This window comes from Hydrocarboniphaga effusa AP103, from assembly GCF_000271305.1.
In the GTDB taxonomy this organism is placed as follows: domain Bacteria; phylum Pseudomonadota; class Gammaproteobacteria; order Nevskiales; family Nevskiaceae; genus Hydrocarboniphaga; species Hydrocarboniphaga effusa.
Map to the genome: position 1 here is coordinate 480,718 of NZ_AKGD01000003.1, position 23,833 is coordinate 504,550.

At 67.5% G+C, this 23,833-nt stretch carries 21 protein-coding genes; 12 read left to right on the plus strand and 9 right to left on the minus strand.

The features are described from left to right. Positions 1–57: 57 nt before the first annotated feature. Complete coding sequence (locus WQQ_RS18495) at positions 58–1,305, plus strand: lipoprotein-releasing ABC transporter permease subunit (protein ID WP_007186781.1); 1,248 nt, start codon at positions 58–60, stop codon at positions 1,303–1,305. Then, on the plus strand, positions 1,298–2,032 hold the full coding sequence (lolD, locus tag WQQ_RS18500) for a lipoprotein-releasing ABC transporter ATP-binding protein LolD (protein WP_040454853.1): 735 nt from the start codon (positions 1,298–1,300) through the stop codon (positions 2,030–2,032). Before WQQ_RS18495 ends, lolD begins: the two co-directional genes overlap by 8 nt. Before the next feature lie 17 nt (positions 2,033–2,049). Here the strand turns inward: lolD and WQQ_RS18505 are convergent, their stop codons facing one another. After that, a complete protein-coding gene (locus tag WQQ_RS18505; RefSeq protein ID WP_007186784.1) occupies positions 2,050–2,748 on the minus strand; it encodes a glutathione S-transferase N-terminal domain-containing protein in 699 nt (232 codons plus the stop codon). Positions 2,749–2,865: 117 nt separating this feature from the next. Here WQQ_RS18505 and WQQ_RS18510 point away from each other — a divergent pair, with 117 nt between their 5' ends. Next, the gene (locus WQQ_RS18510) at positions 2,866–5,130 is read left to right on the plus strand and encodes a DNA internalization-related competence protein ComEC/Rec2 (RefSeq protein WP_157534772.1); all 2,265 of its coding nucleotides are present in this window, start codon (positions 2,866–2,868) and stop codon (positions 5,128–5,130) included. Between the two features lie 11 nt (positions 5,131–5,141). On the opposite strand, the gene hisI is transcribed toward WQQ_RS18510, so the two are convergent. The 3 genes from hisI to WQQ_RS18525 all read right to left on the minus strand — a co-directional run bounded on the left by hisI (position 5,142) and on the right by WQQ_RS18525 (position 7,306). Beyond that, positions 5,142–5,624: a phosphoribosyl-AMP cyclohydrolase gene (hisI, locus tag WQQ_RS18515; RefSeq protein ID WP_007186786.1), complete on the minus strand. Its 483-nt coding sequence runs from the start codon at positions 5,622–5,624 to the stop codon at positions 5,142–5,144. A gap of 72 nt (positions 5,625–5,696) precedes the next feature. Continuing rightward, entirely contained in the window at positions 5,697–6,416 is a 720-nt protein-coding gene (locus WQQ_RS23285; RefSeq protein ID WP_007186787.1) for a hypothetical protein, read from the minus strand. Between the two features lie 50 nt (positions 6,417–6,466). Beyond that, positions 6,467–7,306 carry a 6-pyruvoyl trahydropterin synthase family protein gene (locus WQQ_RS18525; RefSeq protein ID WP_007186788.1) on the minus strand — a complete coding sequence of 280 codons (840 nt, stop codon included), beginning with the start codon at positions 7,304–7,306 and terminating at the stop codon, positions 6,467–6,469. A 125-nt stretch (positions 7,307–7,431) separates the two neighbouring features. On the opposite strand from WQQ_RS18525, the gene gltX reads away from it, so the two are divergent. The 6 genes from gltX (at position 7,432) to WQQ_RS18555 (ending at position 13,555) form a co-directional block, all read left to right on the plus strand. Beyond that, positions 7,432–8,856 carry a glutamate--tRNA ligase gene (gene gltX / locus WQQ_RS18530; RefSeq protein WP_007186789.1) on the plus strand — a complete coding sequence of 475 codons (1,425 nt, stop codon included), beginning with the start codon at positions 7,432–7,434 and terminating at the stop codon, positions 8,854–8,856. Between the two features lie 11 nt (positions 8,857–8,867). Further along, entirely contained in the window at positions 8,868–9,059 is a 192-nt protein-coding gene (locus tag WQQ_RS18535; protein WP_007186790.1) for a hypothetical protein, read from the plus strand. A 79-nt stretch (positions 9,060–9,138) separates the two neighbouring features. Beyond that, complete coding sequence (gene thrS, locus WQQ_RS18540; RefSeq protein ID WP_007186791.1) at positions 9,139–11,058, plus strand: threonine--tRNA ligase; 1,920 nt, start codon at positions 9,139–9,141, stop codon at positions 11,056–11,058. Continuing rightward, positions 11,058–11,969 (plus strand): M23 family metallopeptidase, encoded by a 912-nt coding sequence (locus WQQ_RS18545; protein WP_237715087.1) that lies wholly within the window; start codon positions 11,058–11,060, stop codon positions 11,967–11,969. Before thrS ends, WQQ_RS18545 begins: the two co-directional genes overlap by 1 nt. Then, a complete protein-coding gene (locus tag WQQ_RS18550; protein ID WP_007186793.1) occupies positions 11,966–12,430 on the plus strand; it encodes a DUF1499 domain-containing protein in 465 nt (154 codons plus the stop codon). The genes WQQ_RS18545 and WQQ_RS18550 overlap by 4 nt, the downstream gene beginning before the upstream one ends. 162 nt (positions 12,431–12,592) lie before the next feature. Further along, the gene (locus tag WQQ_RS18555) at positions 12,593–13,555 is read left to right on the plus strand and encodes an NAD-dependent epimerase/dehydratase family protein (RefSeq protein WP_007186794.1); all 963 of its coding nucleotides are present in this window, start codon (positions 12,593–12,595) and stop codon (positions 13,553–13,555) included. Positions 13,556–13,562: 7 nt separating this feature from the next. On the opposite strand, the gene ruvX is transcribed toward WQQ_RS18555, so the two are convergent. The 4 genes from ruvX to gshA form a co-directional block, all read right to left on the minus strand. Further along, the gene (ruvX, locus tag WQQ_RS18560) at positions 13,563–13,991 is read right to left on the minus strand and encodes a Holliday junction resolvase RuvX (RefSeq protein ID WP_007186795.1); all 429 of its coding nucleotides are present in this window, start codon (positions 13,989–13,991) and stop codon (positions 13,563–13,565) included. Next, complete coding sequence (locus tag WQQ_RS18565) at positions 13,988–14,548, minus strand: YqgE/AlgH family protein (RefSeq protein WP_007186796.1); 561 nt, start codon at positions 14,546–14,548, stop codon at positions 13,988–13,990. Before WQQ_RS18565 ends, ruvX begins: the two co-directional genes overlap by 4 nt. Before the next feature lie 120 nt (positions 14,549–14,668). Beyond that, positions 14,669–15,622, minus strand: a complete 954-nt coding sequence (gshB, locus tag WQQ_RS18570) for a glutathione synthase (RefSeq protein WP_007186797.1) — start codon at positions 15,620–15,622, stop codon at positions 14,669–14,671. Next, positions 15,622–16,926, minus strand: coding sequence for a glutamate--cysteine ligase (gene gshA / locus WQQ_RS18575; protein WP_007186798.1), 1,305 nt, complete (start codon positions 16,924–16,926; stop codon positions 15,622–15,624). The genes gshB and gshA overlap by 1 nt, the downstream gene beginning before the upstream one ends. Positions 16,927–17,151: 225 nt before the next feature. On the opposite strand from gshA, the gene fdxA reads away from it, so the two are divergent. After that, the gene (gene fdxA / locus WQQ_RS18580; protein ID WP_007186799.1) at positions 17,152–17,475 is read left to right on the plus strand and encodes a ferredoxin FdxA; all 324 of its coding nucleotides are present in this window, start codon (positions 17,152–17,154) and stop codon (positions 17,473–17,475) included. Between the two features lie 1,107 nt (positions 17,476–18,582). Here fdxA and WQQ_RS24990 read toward each other — a convergent pair. Continuing rightward, entirely contained in the window at positions 18,583–19,179 is a 597-nt protein-coding gene (locus WQQ_RS24990; protein WP_085943149.1) for a hypothetical protein, read from the minus strand. A gap of 13 nt (positions 19,180–19,192) precedes the next feature. On the opposite strand from WQQ_RS24990, the gene WQQ_RS23895 reads away from it, so the two are divergent. Both WQQ_RS23895 and WQQ_RS23290 read left to right on the plus strand, forming a co-directional pair. After that, positions 19,193–20,317, plus strand: coding sequence for a PD-(D/E)XK nuclease family protein (locus WQQ_RS23895; protein WP_085943152.1), 1,125 nt, complete (start codon positions 19,193–19,195; stop codon positions 20,315–20,317). Continuing rightward, a complete protein-coding gene (locus tag WQQ_RS23290) occupies positions 20,314–23,832 on the plus strand; it encodes a UvrD-helicase domain-containing protein (protein WP_007186802.1) in 3,519 nt (1,172 codons plus the stop codon). The genes WQQ_RS23895 and WQQ_RS23290 overlap by 4 nt, the downstream gene beginning before the upstream one ends. Position 23,833 lies beyond the last annotated feature (1 nt).

The window sequence follows — 23,833 nt, forward strand, 5'->3', positions numbered from 1 at the left end:
CAGCAGGTGCCTTCGCTCGCGACTGAGCCGAGGGCTCCTATGATCTAATGCCCGCCCATGCGACACCCCTACGAACTCTTCGCCGGCCTGCGCTATACGCGGGCCAAGCGGCGTAATCACTTCATATCGTTCATCTCGTTCGCGTCGATGCTCGGGATCGGCATCGGCGTGACCGCGCTGATCACCGTGCTCTCGGTCATGAACGGCTTCGAGCGCGAGCTGCGCACGCGCATTCTCGGCATGGCCTCGCACGCGACGATCTCGGCCTTCGAAGGCGGGCTCGCCGATTGGCCCGGCGTCGCCGACACGGCGCGCAAGAATCCCGACGTGGAAGCGGTGGCTCCGTACGTCGAAGGCGAGGGCATGCTGCGGCTCGGCAGCGGGCTGTCGGGGACGATGCTGCGCGGCGTGCTGCCGGACGAGGAGCGCGGCGTGTCCGACATCGGCGACAAGATGGTCGCGGGCTCGCTCGATGACCTCAAGGCCGGCTCGTTCAACATCGTCATCGGCTACGAGCTCGCGCAGGTGCTCGGCGTGACGCCGGGTGACAAGGTCGACCTCATGATTCCGCAGGCCAGCGTGACGCCCGCCGGCGTGCTGCCACGCTTCCGGCGCTTCACCGTCTCGGGCATCTTCAAGGTCGGCATGTACGAGTTCGATCGCACGCTGGTGCTGATCCATCTCGGCGACGCGCAGTCGCTGTACCGCATGGGCGACACGGTGACCGGCGTCCGCATCAAGCTGCACGACATGTTCAAGGCGCCGACGGTGTCGCGCGAGCTCGCCGGACAGCTGCAAGGCATCTACTACGTCAACGACTGGACGCGCAGCCACGCGAATTTCTTCAGCGCGGTGGCGACCGAGAAGATGGTGATGTTCATCATCCTGTCGCTGATCGTCGGCGTGGCCGCGTTCAACATCGTGTCGACGCTGGTGATGGTGGTGCAGGACAAGCAGGCCGATATCGCGATCCTGCGCACGCTCGGCGCGAGCCCGCGTTCGATCATGGCGATCTTCATGGTGCAGGGCTCGCTGATCGGCATCATCGGCACGGTGATCGGCGTGGTCGGCGGCGTCAGCCTGGCGCTCAACGTCGAGCGGCTGGTGCCGCTGCTGCAGGCGCTGACCGGGCATCAGTTCTTGTCGCCCGAGGTCTACTACATCAGTGATCTGCCGTCCGAGCTCAAGTCCAGCGACGTGATCCGCATCAGCATTCTCTCGCTCGCGCTGGGCCTGCTGTCGACGCTGTATCCGGCCTGGCGCGCCTCGCGCGTGCAGCCGGCGGAGGCGCTGCGCTATGAATAGGAATCCGACGACCGTGACCGGCGAAACGCCCATCATCCGTGCCAAAGGCCTGTCGAAGACCTTCGACGACGGACGCCTCAATCTCAAGGTGCTCGACAACGTCGACTTCGAGCTGCGTCGCGGCGAACGCGTGGCCATCGTCGGCGCTTCGGGCAGCGGCAAATCGACGCTGCTGCACGTGCTCGGCGGGCTCGATTCGCCGACGGCGGGCGAAGTGTTCGTCGCCGGCGAACGCATGTCGGCGCTGTCGGATGCGGCGCGCGGGCAGCTGCGCAATCAGCGGCTCGGCTTCGTCTACCAGTTCCATCACCTGTTGCCCGAGTTCACTGCGCTCGAGAACGTGATGATGCCGCTGCTGATTCGCCGCACTGAGCTCGCCAGTGCGCGCAAGCAGGCCGGCGATCTGCTCGATCGCGTCGGCCTGGGCCAGCGCCTGCAGCACAAGCCCGGCGAGCTGTCGGGCGGCGAGCGTCAGCGTGCCGCGGTTGCGCGTGCGCTCGTGACCAGGCCCGATTGCGTGCTCGCCGACGAGCCGACCGGCAACCTCGATTCGCGCACGGCCGATCGCGTGTTCGAGCTCATGCTGGAGCTCAATCGCGAACTCGGCACCAGCCTCGTCGTCGTGACCCACGACCTCGGCCTGGCCTCGCGCATGGATCACATCTGGACGCTCGATACGGGCCGCCTGCAGCGGCACGACGAGCTGACCGGCACTTCGCCGGGCTGAGCGAGGCCTGCGGCTTTCTACGACGGAATCGTGAGCCCGCGAACCACCGCAGGCCGCGCGACGAAGGTATCGAGCACGCGACGCACGTTCGCAAAGCCATCGAAGCCGACGATCTCGCCGGCCCCGTAGAAGCCGACCAGGTTGCGCACCCACGGAAACACCGCGATGTCCGCGATCGTGTATTCGTCGCCGATGAGCCAGCTGCGCGATTCGAGATGGCGATCGAGCACGTCGAGCAGGCGCTTGCTCTCGGCCACGTAGCGATCGCGCGGACGCTTGTCCTCGTAATCCCTGCCGGCGAACTTGTGGAAGAAGCCGAGCTGCCCGAACATCGGGCCGATGCCGCCCATCTGGAACATCAGCCACTGCAGCGTTTCGTAGCGCTTGGCCGCGTCCGACGGCATCAGCTGGCCGGTCTTGTCGGCCAGATAGACCAGGATCGCGCCGGATTCGAACAAGGCCAGCGGCTGGCCGTTGGGGCCGTTCGGATCGAGGATCGCCGGAATCTTGTTGTTCGGATTCAGCGACAGGAACTCCGGTGAGAGCTGGTCCTGGGTATCGAAGCTGACCTTGTGCACCTCGTAGGGCAAGCCGGTTTCTTCGAGCGCGATCGACACCTTGACGCCGTTGGGCGTGGGCAGCGAGTAGAGCTGCAGGCGCTCGGGATGCTGGGCGGGCCATTTCCGCGTGATCGGGAAGGCGGAGAGATCGGTCATGTCGGCGCTCGGGTCCAGGGATGCCCCAGAGTGTAGTGGCCGCTTGAGATGCTCGCTCGATTACGGCTTGTGATGTGCTGCGCGATGCGTGTCGCGCAGCCTCGCTACGCTCGCGTGATGACGCTGCGTCGTTCCGCCCGAAGTCCGTTCGCGCTGGCCTTGCCGTTCACGCTCGGCATTCTGGCCGTGCATGCGCTGCGCGAATTGCCCGCACCGTGGATGCTCGGACTGTTCGCGATTCCGGCGCTGCTGCCGTGGCGCGGGCGGGCGACCCATGCGCTGTTCGTGTTCGGCGTGCTCTGGTGCGTCTGGCGCGTGCAGGACGATGTCGCGCTGCGATGGCCGCTGTCGCGGCACAACGAAACGATCGAGTTGCGCGGCCATGTCGCGGCGCTGCCGGAGCCCGACGACATCGACGGCGAGCGCCGCTGGCGTTTCCAGTTTCGCGCGGACGATGCCTCGATTCCGCTGATTCGCGCCTCCTGGTATCGCGCGCCCGTGGAACTCAAGGCCGGCGAGTGCTGGCTTCTGACGCTGCGCATGCGAACGCCGCATGGCTCGCTGAATCCGGGCGCCTTCGACTACGAGGCCTGGCTGTTCCGCGAAGGGGTTGGAGCGCTCGCAAGCGTGCGGTCGGGCGAGCGCTGCGAAGCCCTGAGCGGCCCGCCTTGGCTGCTCATGCGCCAGCGTCTGCTCGATCGTCTGCACGCCGCCTTGCCTGGGCATCCGGGCCTGCCGCTGCTGGCGGCGCTGACGATCGGTGACGACTCGGCCATCTCCGCGCACGACTGGGATGTGTTCCGACAAACCGGGACGACGCACCTTGTGGCGATATCCGGCTTCAACGTCGCCATCGGGGCGAGCGTGGCGTTCTTCCTCGGCCGCTGGCTCTGGGCCTTGTGGCCGCCGCTGTGCCTGCGCTTGCCCGCGCAGAAGGCCGGCATGGTCGCGGCAGCGGCGGCCGGTGTCGCCTATGCGTTCCTGGCCGGCTGGGAGCCGCCGGTGCAGCGTGCGGCGCTGATGCTCGTTTTTCTGCTCGGAGCGGCCTGGTTCGATCGGTTGCAGCATCCGTTTCGAGTGCTCGCGCTGGCCTGGATCGCGGTGCTGCTGGTCGACCCCGAAGCGGTGCTGAGCCCCGGGCTGTGGCTGTCGTTCGGAGCCGTGGGGCTGATCTTCTACCTGACCCTGCATCGGCTCGCGGCCGCGCCGTTCTGGCTCGAAGCCCTGCGCGTGCAGGCGGCGCTGACGCTCGGGCTGCTGCCGCTGAGCCTCGGCTGGTTTCAAGGCATGGGCTGGAGCGCGCTGCCGGTGAACCTGATCGCGGTGCCGCTGGTGGCCGTCGTCACCCCGATCGCGCTCGCGGCCTTGCTGCTCGACTGGATCTGGCCCTGGTTCGGAACGCCGCTGCTCGGGCTCACGGCCTCGGCGTTGTCGGAACTCCAGCGCTACCTGCAGGCGCTGGCCGCGTGGACCGAAGCCGGCTGGTGGGCCGCGAGCCCGCCGTTGCCGGCGCTCGCGCTGGCCCTGCTCGGCGCCCTGTTGCTACTCGCGCCGCGCGGTCTGCCGACGCGCCCGCTCGGCCTGCTGTGCCTGCTGCCGCTGCTATGGCCGCCGCAACCGGCGCCCGCGCGCGGTTTCGAAGTCGCCGTGCTCGATGTCGGCCAGGGCCTGTCGGCGGTCGTGCAAACTGCTGGCCACACGCTGCTTTACGACGCCGGTCCGGCGATCGAAGAGGGCTTCGACGCGGGCGAAAGCGTGGTCGTGCCGTATCTGCTCGGGCGCGGAATCCGCAGGCTCGATGCGCTCGTGATTTCGCACGAGGATCGTGATCACGCCGGTGGCCTCGAGGCGGTTCGGCGTTTCGTTGGCGCGAAGGCCGAATACGGTGCGCTGACGGCCCAGCCTTGCCGCGACGGCCAGGCCTGGAACTGGGACGGAGTGGAGTTCCTTGTGCTGCACCCGGACGAAGGGCCGTGGTCGGACAACGAGGGCTCGTGCGTGCTGCTCGTGAGCGATGGAACGCGCCGTCTGCTGTTGGCCGGTGACATCGAACGCAAGGCCGAGCGACGGCTGATCGAGCGGCATCCCGAAGAGATCGCCGCCGATCTGCTCGTCGCCCCGCATCACGGAAGCAAGAGCTCGTCGTCGCAGGCTTTCGTCGAGGCGGTGAGGCCGAAAGTGGTGCTCTACGGGGCCGGCTGGCGCAGCCGCTTCGGGCATCCGCGCCCGGAAGTCGTGGCCCGGTATGCCGCGATCGGGGCCGAACAGCGGGTCACCGGCGTGGAGGGCGCGTTGTTCGCAATACCGACGGACGACGGCTGGGCCGTCGAAGGCTACCGCGAGCAGGCCTTGCGCTGGTGGAACGCGCCCGCGGAGCCTTGAGAACCACTGACTTAGAGGATCGTCGGGTTCGGCGCGTCGCCGTAGATGGCCTTGGGGTCGAAGGCCTTCTCGTGCTCTTCGAAGTTCAGCTCGCCGGCTGCACCGCGCGCGTCGGTGGGCACCGAGCGGTAGAAGCAGGAGCGATAGCCGACGTGGCAGCTCGCATCGCCGTTGACCGACACGCGCAGCCAGATCGCGTCCTGGTCGTCGTCGATGCGCAGTTCTTCGACCTTCTGCACCAGGCCGCTGGTCGCGCCCTTGTGCCAGAGCACCTTGCGCGAGCGGCTGTAGTAGTGCGCTTCGCCGGTCAGGATGGTCTTCTTGAGCGCCTCGACGTTCATGTAGCCGAGCATCAGCACTTCGCCGGTGCCGTAGGCCGTCGTCACGCACGGAATGAGGCCGTGCTCGTCGAACTTGGGCGCGAGTTCGTGGCCTTCCTCGACCTGTTCGATGGAGAGACGGGGGAAGAAACGGACGTCGTCGGCGGAGCTCATGTCAGCTAAGAGGCAGAAAAACGGGCGCGCATTATTCCACAGTTGGAAATGCGCGCCCTTGGACGGCTGCGTTCAGCGGTCGCGGCCGTTGCGGGCCTTGTCGCCCCAGCCGCTGCCGCGAGAACGGGAGCCCGAATCGGAGCTCGGCCGAGGCGGCGGCGACGGACGCGGGGCGCTGTCCTGGCGGGGCGGCGAGCTGATCTGCGGGCGAGGGGGAGAAGGAGCGCTCGGGCGGCTGTCGTTGCCGCCCGTCACGCGGCCGAGCCAGCCGTTCGACCGACCGCTGTCCGAAGGCGGAGACGGCAGGTTGGGGCGCGGGTTGCTGTTGCCCTGATTGCCACGCGGACCGCCCCAGGAGCTGCCCCGATCCCGATCGTCCCGGTTCTGGTTGCCGCCGGCCTCTCGCGCCACATCACCCCAACCCCGGCCGCGATCGCGATCGTGGTCATGATCGTGGCCATGGTCATGGCCCCCGCGCGGCGGCGGAGCCGGGTAGTAGTAGCCGTAACCCGGACGGTAGGCGTACCCCGGGCGGAAGGCGTCGTAATAAATCGTCGTCGAGTTGTACGCTGGGTAGCCGTAGTAGCCGCCCGAATAATACGGGTCGTAGTAGCGATCCGAGTAAACGGCGCCAACGCCGCCTCCGCCGTAGTACGGGCCGGAGGATGGATACGAATCGGGGTAATAGGTCGCACAACCGCCGAGCGCCAAGGCACCGGCCAGCGCCGAAACCAAGCCGAGGAAGCGGCGCGGTTTGAAACTGGAGTTCAAGACGGGGAAGGACTTGTTCATGGATGCCACGCTGCGCGTCAAGCGCTGAATAAGGTGTGAATTCTGCCGGCTTACGAATCGCCGTTCTTGCAACTTGCAATGGCGCCTTTCATGACGCCTTCGTAAGCCTTTGCTTGGACCGTCTGTCCGCCTTTGACGTTCCCGCTCATGCGCTTGGCGATCCACTCGGCGAGCTTTTCGACGGTGGTATCGCTGTCGATGAGTTCGACCCGGCTTTCGGGCAGGCCGAGTTCGAAGCGTCCCTCGGGCGAGCGGTATGCGAAGCGCAGCCGGCCGTCGGCCGCTCCGACGACGTCTTCGCGTGTGGCGAGATAAATGTCGGTCCAGCGCGCCGCGAGCGCGGCTTCGAGCGCCTGTGACCGGATGCCGTCGACCCGGATCTCGATGCGCGAACGGTGCCCGTGGGCGATGCGCTGGCACTGGCCCTGATGCTTCTTGAGCCCGTGCACGTAGTGGTAATAGGCGCCATCGATGCGCTCGGTGCGCAGGTTCAGGTGGATCTCGGCGACATTCGCCGGCACCACGGCTTTCAGATGCGGCAGCAGGTAATCGGTGACGGCCTGCGCATCGATGGATTCGGCATCGACCAGGCTCACGGCCACGGACGGCGAGCGATGCTCGATCAACCCGGCATTGGAGTGGAACTGCAGCTCGATATCGCCATCGCGCTGCCCGATCGTGAGTTCCGGCGCGAGCTGGGGCACCAGCAGCGTATGGTCGACCGAGCCGTCGATCGCGCGCTTGAGGCGCTTCTTGACGTCGCCGAAGTCGAGCACCATCGACTGCTCGTCGAGGTCGCCGTGCAGCTCGACGTCGACGATCCAGCTTTCACCGACCAGTCCGCGCCGCGCGTCGAGGTAGGCGCAGTCGATGACGGTGAGTTGTTCCACGAAAAGACAGTTCATCCCGCATTTTAGTCTGTGCGCGGGGCTCGGGTGCGGTTGCCGCCACGGCTGCTGTAGAACGCCTGCTGTAGAATTGCCGGCCTCTAAAAAGACCCCCAGCCGCCGCCATCATGTCCGCCGTCACCCGCTTTGCCCCCAGCCCGACCGGCTTCCTGCACATCGGCGGGGCGCGCACGGCCCTGTTTTCGTATCTGGTCGCCAAGAACCTCGGCGGCAAGTTCCTGCTGCGCATCGAGGACACCGACCGCGAACGCTCCACCCAGGAGGCGGTCGACGCCATCTTCGAGGGCATGGAATGGCTGGGCCTGAAGTCGGATTTCGACTCGGTCTACCAGACCCAGCGTTTCGACCGCTACAAGGAAGTCATCGCCCAGATGCTCGCGGCTGGCACCGCCTATTACTGCTACGCGACCAGGGAGGAGCTCGACGCGATGCGCGCCGAGCAGATGGCGCGCAAGGAAAAGCCTCGCTACGACGGCCGCTGGCGCCCCGAAGCCGGCAAGACCTTGCCGGAGCCGCCGGCCGGCGTGCCGCCCGTGGTCCGCTTCAGGAACCCGGTCGAGGGCGAGGTCGTGCTCGACGACCTCATCAAGGGCCCGATCGTGTTCGCCAACACCGAGCTCGACGACCTCATCATCGCGCGCGCCGATGGCGTGCCGACCTACAACTTCTGCGTCGTCGTGGATGACTGGGACATGGGCATCACCCACGTGATCCGCGGCGACGACCACGTCAACAACACCCCGCGCCAGATCAACATCCTCAAGGCGCTCGGTGCCGAGCCGCCGGCTTACGCGCACGTGTCGATGATCCTCGGCGCCGACGGCGCCAAGCTGTCCAAGCGCCACGGCGCGCTCGGCGTCATGGAATATCGCGCGATGGGCTTTCTGCCCGAGGCGCTACTGAACTACCTCGTGCGCCTGGGCTGGAGCCATGGCGACCAGGAGCTGTTCACGCGCCAGGAGATGATCGAGAAGTTCGATCTCTCCAAGGTCTCGTCGAGCGCCGCGCGCTTCGACATGGAGAAGGCCTACTGGGTCAATCACCAGTACCTCAAGAGCGTCGATCCGGAAGTGGTCGTGCCCGAGTTCGAATGGCATCTGCGCCGCATGGGCCTCGATCCGGCCAATGGCCCGTCGCTCGTCGACGTGATCCTGTCGCAGCGCGAGCGCTGCCGCACGCTGCTCGAGATGGCCGAGAAGTCGCACTTCCTCTACGCGGACCTGAGCGGTTACAACGAGAAGGATGCGGCCAAGCATTTCAATGCCGACGGCCTGCATGCGCTCGCCGGGCTCTACAAGACGCTCAAGGCGCTCGGAACCTGGGACGCGCCGACCTTGCACGCGGCCGTCAATGGCTTCGCCGAAGCCGAGAAGCTCGGCCTCGGCAAGGTCGCCCAGCCGCTGCGCGTGGCGATCGTCGGCATGGCGGTGTCGCCGCCGATCGATCAGACCCTCGCGCTGCTGGGACGCGAACGAACGTTGGCGCGGCTCGACGCCGCCGTGGCCTGGGCGCGGTCGCGCGCCTCGGCCTGATCGGGCTGCACATGGGCCTGACGGACGCCATTCGCCTCGCCGCCGAAAACGGCTGCGAAATCGTCCCCACGGAAAACGGTCGCGTGATGATTCGCGCGATCTCCTACGACGCAGACCCTTACGAACTCGAAGAACGCCGCCTGCTGAGCATGAGTCGCGAAGAGTTTCTGACGGAGTGGCTGCCGCCACGCTTCGAAAACTGATCGTTCGCTTCAAGCCAGCCGCCGTTCGCACCAAGGCATGACCGGGCGCGAAACACGCGCCCGCAGAGAAGGAAAGCCGATGTCCATTCAAATCACCTTCCCCGACGGCAACGTCAAAAGCTACGACGCGCCGCCGACCGGCCTGTCGATCGCGCAGGGCATTTCGCCTGGCCTGGCCAAGAAGGCCGCGCTGATCAAGCTCGACGGCGAGCTCTACGATCTCACTCGCCCGATCGAGCGCAGTGCTGCGATCGAAATCGTCACGCGCGACAAGCCCGAAGTGCTTGACGTGATTCGTCACGATGCCGCGCATGTGCTGGCCCAGGCCGTGCAGGAGCTGTTCCCCGGAACGCAGATCACCTTCGGTCCGTCGACCGACGTGGGCTTCTACTACGACTTCGCGCGCAGCGAGCCTTTCAGCGAATCCGATCTCGAAGTGATCGAGGCCCGCATGCGCGACATCGTCAAGCGCGATCTGCCGATCACGCGCGAAGTCTGGCCGCGCGAGCAGGTGATCGAGTTCTTCGAAAAGAGTGGCGAGAAGTTCAAGGCCGAATGGGTTTCCGAAGGCATCGCGGCCGGCGAAGAGATCAGCATCTATCGCCAGGGCCAGGATTGGCTCGACATGTGCCGCGGCCCGCATCTGGCGTCGACCGCCAAGCTCGGCACCGCGTTCAAGCTCACCAAGGTCAGCGGCGCTTACTGGCGCGGCGATGCCAACAACGCGCAGTTGCAGCGCATCTACGGCGTGGCCTTCGCGACCGACGATGAGCTCAAGGCTTATCTGAAGATGGTCGAGGAAGCCGAGAAGCGCGATCACCGTAAGCTCGCCAAGCAGCTCGACCTGTTCCATCAGCAGGAGGAAGCGCCCGGCATGGTGTTCTGGCACCCGAAGGGCTGGGCGATCTGGCAGGCGGTCGAGCAGTACGTGCGCGGTGTTTATCGCCGCAGCGGCTATCAGGAAGTGCGCGGCCCGCAGATCATGGATGTCTCGCTGTGGAAGCGTTCGGGCCACTGGGACAACTACCAGGAGAACATGTTCTTCACCGAGTCCGAGAAGCGGACCTATGCGGTGAAGCCGATGAATTGCCCGGGCCATGTGCAGATCTACAATGCCGGCCTGCGCAGCTATCGCGATCTGCCGATCCGCTACGGCGAGTTCGGCGGCTGCCATCGCAACGAACCGAGCGGCGGCTTGCACGGCATCATGCGCGTGCGCGCGTTCACGCAGGACGACGGCCACATCTTCTGTACGCCCGAGCAGGTCGAAGGCGAAGTGACCGCCTTCCACCAGCAGGCGATGAAGGTCTACGCCGACTTCGGCTTCGACACCATCGCGGTCAAGCTCGCGCTGCGTCCGGACAAGCGCCTGGGCACCGAAGAGGCCTGGGATCACGCCGAGAATTCGCTGCGTGCTGCGCTGCGCGCGGCTGGCGTGGAATGGGAAGAGCTGCCGGGCGAGGGCGCGTTCTATGGCCCGAAGATCGAGTATCACATGAAGGATTCGATCGGCCGCAGCTGGCAGGTCGGAACCATGCAGTTCGATCCGATGATGCCCGAGCGCCTCGACGCCGAGTACGTTGACGAGCATTCGCAGAAGCGCCGCCCGATCATGCTGCATCGTGCGATCGTGGGTTCGATGGAGCGCTTCATCGGCATCCTGATCGAGCATCACGCCGGTGCCATGCCGCTGTGGCTCGCGCCCGTGCAGGCCGTGGTCGCGCCGATCGTGTCGGATGCGGATGGCTATGCGACTGAAGTGTGCGAGGCACTGAAGGACGCGGGCCTGCGTGCGGACACCGATCTGCGCAACGAGAAGATCAACTACAAGATCCGCGAGCACTCGGTGCACAAGGTGCCGGTGATCGTCGTCGTCGGCCGCAAGGAAGCCGAAGAGAAGACCGTCACGCTGCGTCGTCTCGGTGTCGAGTACCAGAAGACCATGCCGCTGGCCGAGGCGATCGCGCTGCTCAGCGCCGACGCCAAGGCGCCGGCCTGATGACTCTCGTAGGGCGGATCGTGAGCCGCCGTTTGCTGTCGATGGGCAAACAGCGGCGGGTCTCGACTCGCCCTACGGTTCTGTTCGCGCTGCTGCTGTCTGCTTCCAATGCGATCGCCGCGTCGCCGCAGATCGAAGGCCAGTGGAGGCAGGGCGAGTTGCTGCGCGGGCATGTCGAGCCCGGCTCCCAAGTCCGCTTCAAGGGCCAGCGCGTCAACGTCGGAGGCGACGGGCTTTTCATCATCGGACTCGATCGCGACGAGCCGGCCAAGGTCGAGCTCGAAGTCGTCGAGCCCAGCGGCAGCGCGCACACGAGCACGCACGCGGTCGCGACGCGTCAGTACAAGATCCAGCGCATCGACGGTCTGCCGCAGGACAAGGTCAACGCGCCGCCCGAGCTGAGCGCGCGCATCGAGCGCGAAGCCGCGCTCGTGCGAAAAGCCCGCTTTCGCGACACGCCGCGCACCGATTTTCTGCAGGGCTTCATCTGGCCGTGCACCGGCCGCATCTCGGGCGTCTACGGATCGCAGCGCATTTTGAACGGCGAGTCCAAGCAGCCGCATTACGGCGTCGATGTCGCGGCGCCGACCGGAACGCCCGTGAAAGCGCCGGCCGGCGGCGTCGTCACGCTCGCCGAGCCCGACTTGTACTACACCGGCGGCACCCTCATCATCGACCACGGCCACGGATTGGCCTCGGCGTTTCTGCATTTGTCGAAGCTCAGGGCCAAGGTGGGCGACGTGGTGGAGCAGGGACAGGTCGTGGCCTCGTCCGGGGCAACCGGGCGTGCGACCGGGCCGCATCTGGATTGGCGCATCAGCTGGCTCGATGCACGCATCGATCCGCAGCGCCTGGTTCCCGCAATGCCGTCCACGTCATCCAAGAAAGAATCGAAAAAAGCCAAACCATGAAGTTTTTGCTGCGCTTGATCGTGCTGGTGCTGCTGGTCGCCGTTGCCGGCCTCGCGGTAGGCACCTATTACACGCTGACGCCGCCGTCCGATCTGTATCTGAGCAAGGGCGAATTCAGCGGTTGCCCCAAGCGGCCGAGCTGCGTGTCCTCGATGGCCAAGGACGATCTGCACAAGGTCGCGGCACTCGGTTATACGGGCGACATGGGCATCAACTACGTGATCATGCACGAGGTCGTCGAGCGCCTTGGGGGCCAGATCCAGCAGGAGCAGTCGGGCTACATCCATGCGGTTTTCGCCGCGCCGCGCTTCGGCTTTCCGCTGCGCGACGACCTCGAAGTGCTGATGCTTGCGAACGGCCGCGTCGACGTGCGCTCGGCTTCGCGCTTCGCCTACGACGATGCCGGTAGCAATCGGGCCCGGGTCGAGCAACTCCGGCAGGCATTCGAAGCGATGCCCTGAGTGGTTCGCAACTTGCCGTCCTACTGTGAAATCGACACCTGATTCAGGAAATGCGTTTTTGTAAGCTGCCTGCTTCATTGCACTGCCAGACTGACGGGCTTGGACCCCACCGCCGGCGCAGCGCCAGCCCATTTCTGTTTTGAAAGAGCGCCAGAACTAAGAATGCCCATCGCACTGATCTTCGGCGGCACCGGCTATATCGGAACGAATCTCGCCGAGAGCCTGGTCGCCGATGCCGGCACCCGCGTCGTTGTTGCCGACATCAAACCGCCCGAGCGGGAGATTCCGGGTGTGAGCTATGTGCACTGCGATGTGCGTAAGCCGATCGATGCGAGCCTGTTCGCAGGCCTGCAGATCGACTGGATCTTCAACTTCGCGGCCATCCATCGTGAGCCCGGCCACGCGGCGCACGAGTATTACGACACCAACCTCGCCGGCGCCGAAAACGTCTGCGCCCTAGCCGAGGCGATCGGCTGCGACCGTATCCTGTTCTCGTCGAGCATCTCGGTTTACGGTCCCACGCCCGCTGCGACGAGCGAGCAATCGACCAAGCTGCCGAACACGCCCTACGGCGTCACCAAGCTGATCGCCGAATACATGCATCGCGAATGGTTGGCGCGCGGCGCTTCGCGCAAGCTCGTGATCGTTCGTCCCGGTGTGATCTACGGCCCGGCCGATCCGGGCAATATCCTGCGCATGATTCGCGCGATCCGGCGCGGTTATTTCGTGCTGCCGACCGCGAGCACGATCAAGAAATCCTACGGCTATATCTACGGGCTGATCGACAGCATGCGCTACGCGATGTCGTTGCCCGAATCGCTCGTGCTCTACAACTACGTGGAGCGCGAGACGATGCCGCTGGGGCAGATGATCGCGACGATCAACGAAGTCTTCGGAAGCTCGGGCCGGCTGATTCGTGCGCCGATGAGCCTGCTCGTGCTGGCCGCCAAGCTCATCCAGTCGGTGAATCCGAACCTCAACGGCATCCACCCCGACCGGGTGCGCAAGGTCGGGCGTCCGACGCATATCGTGCCGGGCTTCCTGATCGAGCGCGGCTTCGATTTCCGCTACGACTTCAAGAGCTCCCTGCAGCACTGGAAGCAGGCCAGGCCCAGCGATTTCTGAGCGCGGCTCAGCCCTGCTCGGCGAGCCACTGTTCGAGCACGATGCGTGCGGCCTGGCCGTCGCGGTCGCCCTTGCGTACGCGGCGATTCATGCGCCCGCTCGAGCGCGCGTCGCGCAGCTCGTAATCGGCCGCGCGTGAGGAATAGCGCTCGTCGATCAGGTGCACCTGCAGGCCGCTGCGCTGTTGCAGGCTGCGGGCGAAGCGCCGCGCCGGTTCGGTGATGGCCTGTTCGCTGCCGTCCTCGTCGAGCGGCAAGCCGACGATCAACGCGACCGGCCGCCATTCGTGGATCAGCTTGTTGACCGCGGCCCAGTCGGGTTGCGCATGCACGGCGATGGCTGCCAGCGGTCGCGCCGTCTGCGTGAGGCTGTCGCCGACGGCGGTGCCGATGCGCTTGGAGCCGTAGTCGAACGCCAGGTAAGTGCCGCCGCTCAAGCGTGACCGGCGGAGGCCGTGAGCTGGGTGACGTCGACGCCGAGCAGGCGCGTCGCAGCCTGCCAGCGATCGCGCGCGGGCAGCGTGAACAGGATGGACGAATCGACCGGCGTATTGAGCCAGGAGTTGTGCAGGATCTCGTCTTCGAGCTGGCCTGCGCCCCAGCCGGCGTAGCCGAGCGTGACGATGTAGTGCTCGGGCCCCTCACCGCTGCCGATCGCCCCGAGAATGTCGCGCGAGGTGGTGATGTAGAGATCGTCCTGCACCTGCAGGGAAGATTCCCATCCGCCGGGCTCGCGATGCACGACGAAGCCGCGCTCGGGCTGCACGGGTCCGCCCCAGTAGATCGGTCGGTCTTCGCCCATCTTCTCGTGATCGACGCCCATCTGGTCGAGCATCGCGGTCAGCGCGAGTTCGGTCGGGCGATTGATGACCAGGCCCACCGCACCCTGGTCATTGTGCTCGCAGAGCAGCGACACCGTGTGGTTGAACTGATCGTCCTCGAGGCCGGGCATGGCGACGAGGAACTGGTTCTTCAGGAATTCACCGGAGCTCATGATGCGAGTATTCCTCTGGACGTTTGGTCGAAGCAAGCGCTGAGTCCTTGCGAACGGACCGGTCCGTCGGTAATGCGGAAACCACCGCAGGATCGATGAAGCGGATCGCTTGCGGCGCGATCAGGGCAGCCGCTTCTCGATCGCCTGGATCAGCAGCCCGCCGATGTCGGTGCCGAAGGCCGCGTCGATCTCGCGCGCGCAGGTCGGGCTCGTCACGTTGATCTCGGTCAGGTGTTCGCCGATCACGTCGAGGCCGACGAACAGCAGGCCCCGGCGCTTGAGCTCGGGGCCCACGGCCAGCGCGATCTGGCGGTCGCGCTCGGTCAGAGGGCGCGGCTCGCCGCTGCCGCCCGCCGCGAGATTGCCGCGCGTCTCGCCGGCCTGCGGGACGCGCGCGAGGCAATACGGAACCGGCTCGCCGTCGACGACGAGCACGCGTTTGTCGCCGTCGCGGATGCTGGGCAGATATTGCTGCGCGACGATCGTTCGGGTGCCGAGCAAGGTCAGCTGCTCGATCACCGAGCCGAGGTTCATCCCGTCGCTGGCGACGCGGAAAATGCCCATGCCGCCCATACCGTCGACCGGCTTGTAGATCACGTCGCGATGCTCGGCGTGAAACGCGCGCAGGATCGCAGAGTCGCGCGCGAACAGCGTCGGCGGCACGAGTTCGGGGAACCAGGCCGTGAACATCTTCTCGTTGCAGTCGCGCAGCGACTCGGGCTTGTTGACTACCAGCGCGCCCTGGGCTTCGGCGCGTTCGAGCAGGTAGGTCGTCGTCACATATTCGAGATCGAACGGCGGGTCCTTGCGCATCGCGATCGCATCGATTTCGCCGAGCTTGACGGCGGTCGCTTCACCGGCGAATTCGTACCAGTGCTTGCTGTCGTCGAACACGGTGACCGGTCGCGCACGACCCAAGGCGATGCCGTCGCGCAGCCACAGGTCGGCCATCTCGAGATACAGCAGCTGCCAGCCGCGCTTCTGGGCGGCGAGCATGATCGCGAGCGTGGTGTCCTTGTACGGCTTGATGGACCCGATCGGGTCCATGATGACGCCGAGCCGTCGGGCGCTCATCAGGCGGCCTTGGCGAGCATGCGGCTCGCGGCGACTTCGCGTGCGGCCGCGAGCAAGGCCAGGCGCGCGACGATGCCGTAGGCGTAGGAGCGATTCGGCAGCGCATCGGGCGCGAGCGTGCGATCGGGGTGGCTGCAACAGCTCTCGAACGCGAGCGGCTTGAACGACATGCCCGGCGAGTTGAGGTTCTCCTGGTTGCCGCGCTTTTCATTGACGCGGTAGAAGCCGCCGACGACGAAGCGATCGATCATATAGACCACCGGCTCGGCGGTGTGATGTTCCGGGCCCCAGGTTTCGAAGGTGTAGACGCCTTCCTGGATGATCGCGCCGGTGACGTCGCGGCCTTCCTTGGCGCTCGCCATGTGGGTGCGCGCCTTGCGGTTCATCTCGCGCACGTCGTCGACCGACTTCACCGTCATCACGCCCATGCCGTAGGTGCCGGCATCGGCCTTGACGATGACGAAGGGCTCTTCCTTGATGTCGTACTGCTTGTACTTGGCCTTGATGTCCTCGAGCAGCAGCTCGACGTTGCTGACCAGGCATTCCTCGCCTTCGCGCTTGAGGAAGTTGATCTGCCCGCAATTGCGGAACAGCGGGTCGACGAGCCAGGAGTCGATGCCGGCCACTTCGCCGAAATCGCGCGCCACCTCGCGGTAGAAGCCGAAGTGATGCGACTTGAGCCGCGCATGCCAGCCGAGCGCCTGCGGTGGCAGCACCTGCTGTTCGACGCCATCGAGGATCGGCGGAATGCCGGCCGACAGATCGTTGTTGAGCAGCACCACGCAGGGATCGAAATCGGCGAGATGCACGCGATTGCCGGTGCGCTGCAGTGGTTCCAGATGCAGCGTGCGTCCCGAGATTTCGAGCGTCAGATCGGTGGGCTCGCGCAAATCCGGAATCACCGAGCCGATGCGCACGTGGAAGCCGGCTTTCTGGATCAGGTCGAACAGCGTCGCCACGTTTTCGAGATAGAACTTGTTGCGCGTGTGGTTTTCGGGCACCAGCAGCAGGCTCTTGGCGTCAGGACACACGCGTTCGACGGCCGACTGGATCGCCTGCACGCAGAGCGATTCGAATTCGGGGTTCAGGTTGTTGAAGCCGCCCGGGAACAGGTTGGTGTCGACCGGAGCGAGCTTGAAGCCCGCGTTGCGCAGGTCGACCGAGCAGTAGAACGGCGGTGCGGTCTTGTGCCACTGGCTGCGGAACCAGGCCTCGATGTCGGCCGACCGTTGCAGCAGCTGGGTTTCGAAGCGCAGCAGCGGCGCGGTGTTGCCGGTGCTCAGCGAGGGGGCAGTTCCAGTCATAAATCGTCCTGTGGTCCGGCCCGAGGGCGGGTGCGGCATGGTAGCGTCATTCGCAGGTGGGGACCGCCGGCCCGATTGCAAGGCCGGACGGGTTGCCGATGATCGGCGGTCCGCCGGAATGGCCGGGCAGAGGGCTCACGAGCGACCCCATGCAAATTCAATCGGGTACAATGCCGGCCGTTTTTTGTTTCTCAATTTTGTATTCACGAAATCTCAGCCGCCGCCATGACCTTCGTCGTCACCGAAAACTGCATCAAGTGCAAGTACACCGATTGTGTCGAGGTGTGTCCGGTCGACTGTTTCCACGAGGGTCCGAACTTCCTCGTCATCGATCCCGAAGAGTGCATCGACTGCACGCTCTGCGAGCCCGAATGCCCGGCCGAGGCGATCTTCGCCGAGGACGACCTGCCCGAGAACCAGGGCGAGTTCAAGCAGATCAACGCCGATCTCGCCAAGACCTGGCCGGTCATCACCGAGAAGAAGGACCCGCTGCCGGAAGCCAAGGAATTCGACGGCAAGCCCGGCAAGCTCGGACTGCTCGAACGCTGATCCGGATTTTCGCGGGCGCTGCGGTCGTCGCCGAACGACCGGCAGCCACCAGACCCGTTGCACCAGGCCATCGAAGCCGCAAGCATGCGGATATCGATGGCTGAGAACCTCTCCTTCGCGAACAAGCCTGACACGCTGACGCTCACCGCGAGCGATCGGCTGGCGCGCGCCTTGCGCGAGGACCACAGCCTGCAGGCGCGTGGCCAGGGCGCCCAGGTCTGGGAGGCGCCGGCGATCCAGAGCCTGCGCCAGTGGATGCAGGACGCCTGGACCGCGAGCTGGCCGATCGAGCAGCTGCTGCACTCGACCCAGGAGCTCGCGCTCTGGCGCGACGCGGTCCAACAGGACGCCCAGGGCGCCGCCTTGCTCGCTCCGCTGTCCGCCGCCCGCGAGGCGCGCCGGGCCGAGCAGCTCGTCGCCCGCTACGAGCTCTCGCTGCCGCGCCCGCAGAGCGAGGACCACCAGGCCTTCGCACGCTGGCGAGCCGAGTTCCGCGATCGCCTGCAGCGCCGCGGCTGGCTGGTGTCGGCCGATCTGCCCGCGCAGGTCATCGCGGCCGTCCGCGCCGGGCGCATCCGGGCGCCGCAGCGCATCGTGCTCGCCGGTTTCGGCGCGACGCTTGCGCCCAGCGAACGCAGCCTGTTCGCCGCGCTCGAAGCCGCCGGCAGCCGTATCGAGCGCTGGCAGCCGCCGCGCTTCTCCCCGGAACTGCAGCGCCTGCGCCATGCCGACGCGCAGGCGCAGTTCCGCGCGATCGGGGCGGACATCCGCCGCCGGCTGATGCCGTTCGCCGATCACAGCAGCCCGCCGCCGCGCATCGTCATCGCGATGCCCGATCCGGACGGCCGGCGGGAACTGCTCGAATCGATCTTCCGGCCATTGCTCGCTCCGTGGCTGCAAGGTCTGGAGGCCAGCCACCAGCGCCCGCAGCCCTGGCGCTGGGAGGCGGGCGGGGCGCTGGCCGATCAGCCGCCGATCGCCGCCGCGCTCGCACTGGCCGAGCTGCGCCCGCGCGACAACGCGCCGGGCCTGGTCGGGCGCGTGCTGCTGTCGTCCGCGCTGTGGGACGAGTTCGACCGTGGTCTCGGCGCCCGCGCCGAGGCCCGGCTACGCGACGAAGGCTGGCCGCGCATCAGCTTCGAGCGCCTGACCGCGGCGCTGCCCGAGCGGCTCCAGGCGCGTTATCTGGCCCTGCGCGATGCGATCGCCGCCGCCCCGTCTCGCGCGCTGCCGAGCGCCTGGAGCCAGCACTGGCAGCAGCGCCTGCGGACCGTGCAGGGCCCGTGGTCGCCGCAGTCGGATTCGGCCGGCTTCCAGCTGTATCGCGAATGGGAGCGCCTGCTCGCCCGGTTTTCGTCGATGGATGCGCAGCTCGCCCAGGTCAGCGCCGGCGAGGCGCTGAGCTGGCTGCGCGAACTCGCGCGCAGCGCCCGCTTCGATGCGCGCGTCGAATACACCCAGCCGGTGCTGATCCTGCGGCTCGACGAGGCCATGGGCCTGCCGTGCGACGTGCTCTACCTGGTCGACCTGTCGGCCGACGGCTTTCCGGGCCGGCCGCGCGGTGCCGAGGCGCATTCGGATTACCTGCCGCTCGACCCGCAGATCGCCGCCGGTGTGCCGGGCGCCGCGCCGGCGCTGCTGCTCGCGCGCTCGCGCGAGCTGGCGGCCGAACTGCTCACGCTGGCGCCCGAGGTCTCGCTGCACGTCGTCGCCTTTGATGAGCGCGGGGCGCAGGTCACGCCGTCGCCGCTGTTCGGCACGCCGGCCGATTGGGTCGAAGCGCCGGCGCTCGCCGAGCTCTCGGGCCTCGACCGGCACGCCGTCGCCGCTGTTCGGCACGCCGGCCGATTGGGTCGAAGCGCCGGCGCTCGCCGAGCTCTCGGGCCTCGACCGGCGCACCGCCCAAGGGCCGCAGTGCACGCGACCGGCCGACGATCCGGTGCCGGCCGTCGGCGCCGACGAGCTCGGCCGGCTGCGTGCCGGCGCGGCGCTGTTCCAGGCCTGGTTCGAATCGCCGTTCTTCGCGTTCGCGCGTTCGCGGCTCGGCATCGAAGCGCTGCGCGAGCCTTCGCGCTGGCTCGACGCCGCGCGCCAGGGACACGTCGCGCACGCGGTGCTCGAAGCGGTCTGGGGCGAGCTGCGCAGCAGCGCCGAACTGGCCCGGCGCAGCGACGAGGAGATCGCCACCGCCATCGCCGCCGCGCTCGATCCGGCGCTCGATCAGCACATGCCGCCGGCCGATTACGGCCGCGTGCCGGTGGCGCTCGAGCGTGCGCGCCAGGCCGACGTGCTCGGGCAATGGATGCGCCACGAGCGCCGCCGGCTCGATCCGTTTTCGGTTGAGCACATCGAAGCCGAGGTCGAGATGCGGCTTGCCGGCCTGCCGCTCAAGCTGCGCATCGACCGCATCGACCGCGTGCGCCATCCGGACGGCGATCGCTGGCTGGTGCTCGACTACAAGACCGGCCGCAACGCCGATCCGCGCGGCTGGAGCGCCGACCGGCTCGCCGAGCCGCAGCTGCCGCTCTACGCGAGCCATGCGGCGGCCGAAGTCATGGGTGTTCCGCGTGTCGACGGCATCTGCTTCGGCCATCTCAAGGACGGCCATCCGACCTTGTCGGCACTGACCGACTGGCGGCAGAAACTCATCGAAGGCGAGCTGCAGGATCTGCGCGACGACTGGGCGAACAAGCTGTCGGACTGGCGCCAGCAGCTGATCGCCGCGGCGCGCGGATTCCTGGCCGGCGAGGCCGGCATCGGCAAGGTCAATGCGCGCAGCTTCTATGCGGACCTGCTGCTGTTCGTCGACGCGGACGCGCAGTCCGACGAGGACGAGTCGTGACTTCGCCGACCGAGATACGCAAGCCCTTGCCCGACGCCGAGCAGCGCCGCGCCGCGCTGAACCTCGATCGCAACGTGCTCGTGATGGCGCCGGCCGGCTCGGGCAAGACCGGCCTGCTCGTGAGCCGCATGCTGCTCGCGCTCGCGCGCTGCGAGCAGCCCGAGCAGGTCGTCGCGATCACCTTTACCAACAAGGCCGCGGCCGAGATCCGCTTTCGTCTGCTCGAACTGCTGCAGGCCGCCGAGCGCGGCGAGCCCGGCGAGCACATGCCGGCCGCCTACGAGGCCGCGCGCGAGCTGCTCGACCACGATCGCCGCCGTGGCTGGAACCTGCTCGACCAGCCCGACCGGCTGCGCGCGCTGACCATCGACAGCTTCAACGCCCAGCTCGCCGGACGGCAGCCGCTGCTGTCGCGGCTCGGCGGTCCGGTGCGCGTCGCCGAGGATGCGCGCGAACTGTATTCCGAAGCGGTCATGCGCCTGTTCGCCGAGCTCGAGGACGACGAGCTGCCGGTGGCCGATCGCGATGCGCTCGCGCTGGTGCTGAGGCTCGCGGGCAATCGCATCGACCGGCTCATCGGCCCGCTGAGCGAGCTGCTCGCACGCCGCGAGCAGTGGCTGTCGCCGGTCGTGAGCTACGACGAATCCGTCTGGGACGAGGCCGAAGCGGCGCTGCTGCGCGGTTTCGTCGAACAGGGGCTCGGCGATTTTCATCGCCTGCTCGGCGAAGCCTCGGGCTGCGAACTGGTGGACCTGCTGCGCGAAGGCGCGAGTCAGCACGAGCTGCTGCGCTGGGCCGAGACGCTGAGCGCCTGGCCGCCCGCGACGCTCGAACACCTGCCGACGTTCCGCCAGCTCATCGAGCTGCTGATGACCAAGGACGGGCGCCTGCGCTCGGCCGGCGGCATCAACGTCAAGAGCGGTTTCGTCGCCAGGCAGGCTTACACGCAGCGCATGAAGCAGCTGCTCGAGTCCCTGGCCGGAGACGAGGCGCTGGAGGCCGCCTGCCAGCGCCTGCGCAAGCTGCCGCATCCGCATTACCCGCCGACGCTCAAGGACTTCCAGCGCGCGCTGCTGCGCTGCCTGCGCCGGTTGTCGGCGCATCTGCTCGCGGTGTTCGGCGAGCGTGGCGAGACCGATTTCTCGGAGATCGCGCGCTCGGCGCTGGTCGCGCTCGAAACGTCCGACGAAGGCGTCGGCGAAGGCCTGCTGTGGGCCGATCGACACATCCGCCATCTGCTGGTCGACGAGATGCAGGACACCAGCGAATCGCAGGTGCAGCTGCTGCTGCGCCTCACCGCGGCCTGGGAAGACGGCGACGGGCGCTCGCTGTTTCTGGTCGGCGATCCGCAGCAATCGATCTATGCGTTCCGCAAGGCCGAGGTGCGGCTGTTCCTGCAGCTCTGGGGCGAGCGCCGGCTCGGCCACCTGCCGCTGTCCTGCCTGCGGTTGTCGGCCAATTTCCGCAGCAGCGCGGCGGTGGTCGACTGGTTCAATGAGGCCTTGTCGGCGGTATTCCCGAAGAACACCGACGCTGAGCGCGGCATCGTGCCGTTCGCGCCTAGCGACGCGCAGCGTCCGGCCGCGGACGGACGCGTCGACATCGCCGCGTTCGGCGCGGACGAAGGCGCCATCGCCGCCGAGGCGGCGGCCGAGCAGGCCGAGCGGCTCGTCGCGAGCGGTGCGAGCGTGGTCGTGCTCGGACGTGCGCGCCCGCATCTGGCGCCGGTGATCCGCGCCTTGCGCGCGCGCGGGCTGTCGCCGGCCTGCCAGGACATCGATCCGCTCGCCACCCAGCCGGCCGTGCGCGATCTGGTCGCGCTCGCGCGCGCTCTCTGGCATCCGGCCGATCGGCTGCACTGGGCGCTGCTGCTGCGCGCTCCGTTCGTCGGCATGAGCTGGGCCGATCTGGTCGCGATCTCGGCCGGGCGCACGCGCTGGAGCTGGCCGGACCGGATCGAGGCGGCGCTGAAACCGGTCGAGCCGTTCTCCTTGCCCGATAGCCCGGAATTCGGCGAAACCGGCGATCTGTTTGCCGCCCCGCAGGCCGTTTCCGATCCGGGCCCCGATCCCCAGCCCGAGGCCGTGCTCACGCTGAGCGCCGAAGGCCGCGCCCGCCTGCAGCGCCTGTGGGACGCGCTGGCCGCGAGTGCAGCCAACCCGGGCCTGCGCCTGAACCTGGCCGATCGCACCGAGGCGGTCTGGCATGCGCTCGGCGGCGCGGCCTGTGTCGGTGCCGATGGGCTCGCCGACGTGCAGGCCGCGCTGCGCCTGCTGCGCCGGCAGACGGCGGGCGACGGCATCGCCGACATCGCCGCGCTCGACCGCAGCCTGGCGCAGCTCTATGCCGAGCCGCGCGCCGGGCAGGTGCAGGTCATGACCGTGCACAAGGCCAAGGGCCTGGAGTTCGATCACGTGCTGCTGGTGGGCTGCGAGCGCAAGCCGCGCGCCGAAGACAAGCCGCTCTGGCATTTGCGCAGCTGGCAGGCGGGCGAGGGCAGGCACGATCGGGACGGTCATCTGCTGGTTCCACGCCCGCCGGAATCCTTCGACGAGACCGACCCCGCGCACGCGCTCTACGACTGGCTGCACCGGCAGCACGTCGCCGAGCGTCGCAACGAGGCGCTGCGGCTGCTCTACGTCGCGGTCACGCGGGCCAAGCGCAGCCTGACGCTCTACGCCTGCGCGGACGTCGGACCCAAAGGCCCGGAGTTCGCGGCCGAATCCTTCGCCGGCCTGCTGCGGGCCCGCTTCGCGCCGGCGTTCGAAGGCCGCGCCTCCGTCGTGCCGCGGTCCGCCACCGCCACCGCCACGCTGAGCCCGCCGCCGCGCAGCCCGCGGTTGCCGATCGACTGGAAGCCGCTGGCCGACGCCGACGACGCGCTCGTCTATCGCCCGCAGGAGCGCCGCACGCTCAAGCCCAGCGAAGGCGTGCTCAACGCGGCCGAGGACAAGCGCGAGGAGCGCGTGGCCGCGCCGGGCGATCTCTATGCCCAGCTCGTCGGCACGCTCTATCACGAGGCGCTCGAGCGCATCGCTGCGGAAGGCATCGAAGCCTGGGCCGACGGCGGAGATTCGCGGCGCGGTGCCCTGAGCTCGGGCTTCCGGCGGCTCGGCCTGCCCGAGCCGCAGGTCGAGAAGGCGGTCGACCGCGTACTCGAACTCGTTCGACGCACGCTCTCGAGCCCGCGAGGACGCTGGCTGCTCGGGCCCAAGCCCTGGGCGCGCAACGAATATCACCTCGCCGGTTACCAGGGCGGGCAGTGGGTGGCGGCGGTGATCGACCGCTGCTTCGAGGACGACGACGGCACGCTCTGGATCATCGACTACAAAACTTCGGCGAGGCCGATCGAGGCCGGGCAGGTGGCGGCCTACGTGGCCGAGGGCGTGGAGCGCTATCGCAGCCAGCTGCGGGCCTACTTCGGCCTGCTGCGCGAACTCAGGCCCGGAAAAATCCTACGCACCGGCCTCTATTTCGCCGAGGCCGACCGCTTCGAGGAAATCGCGCTGAGCTGAG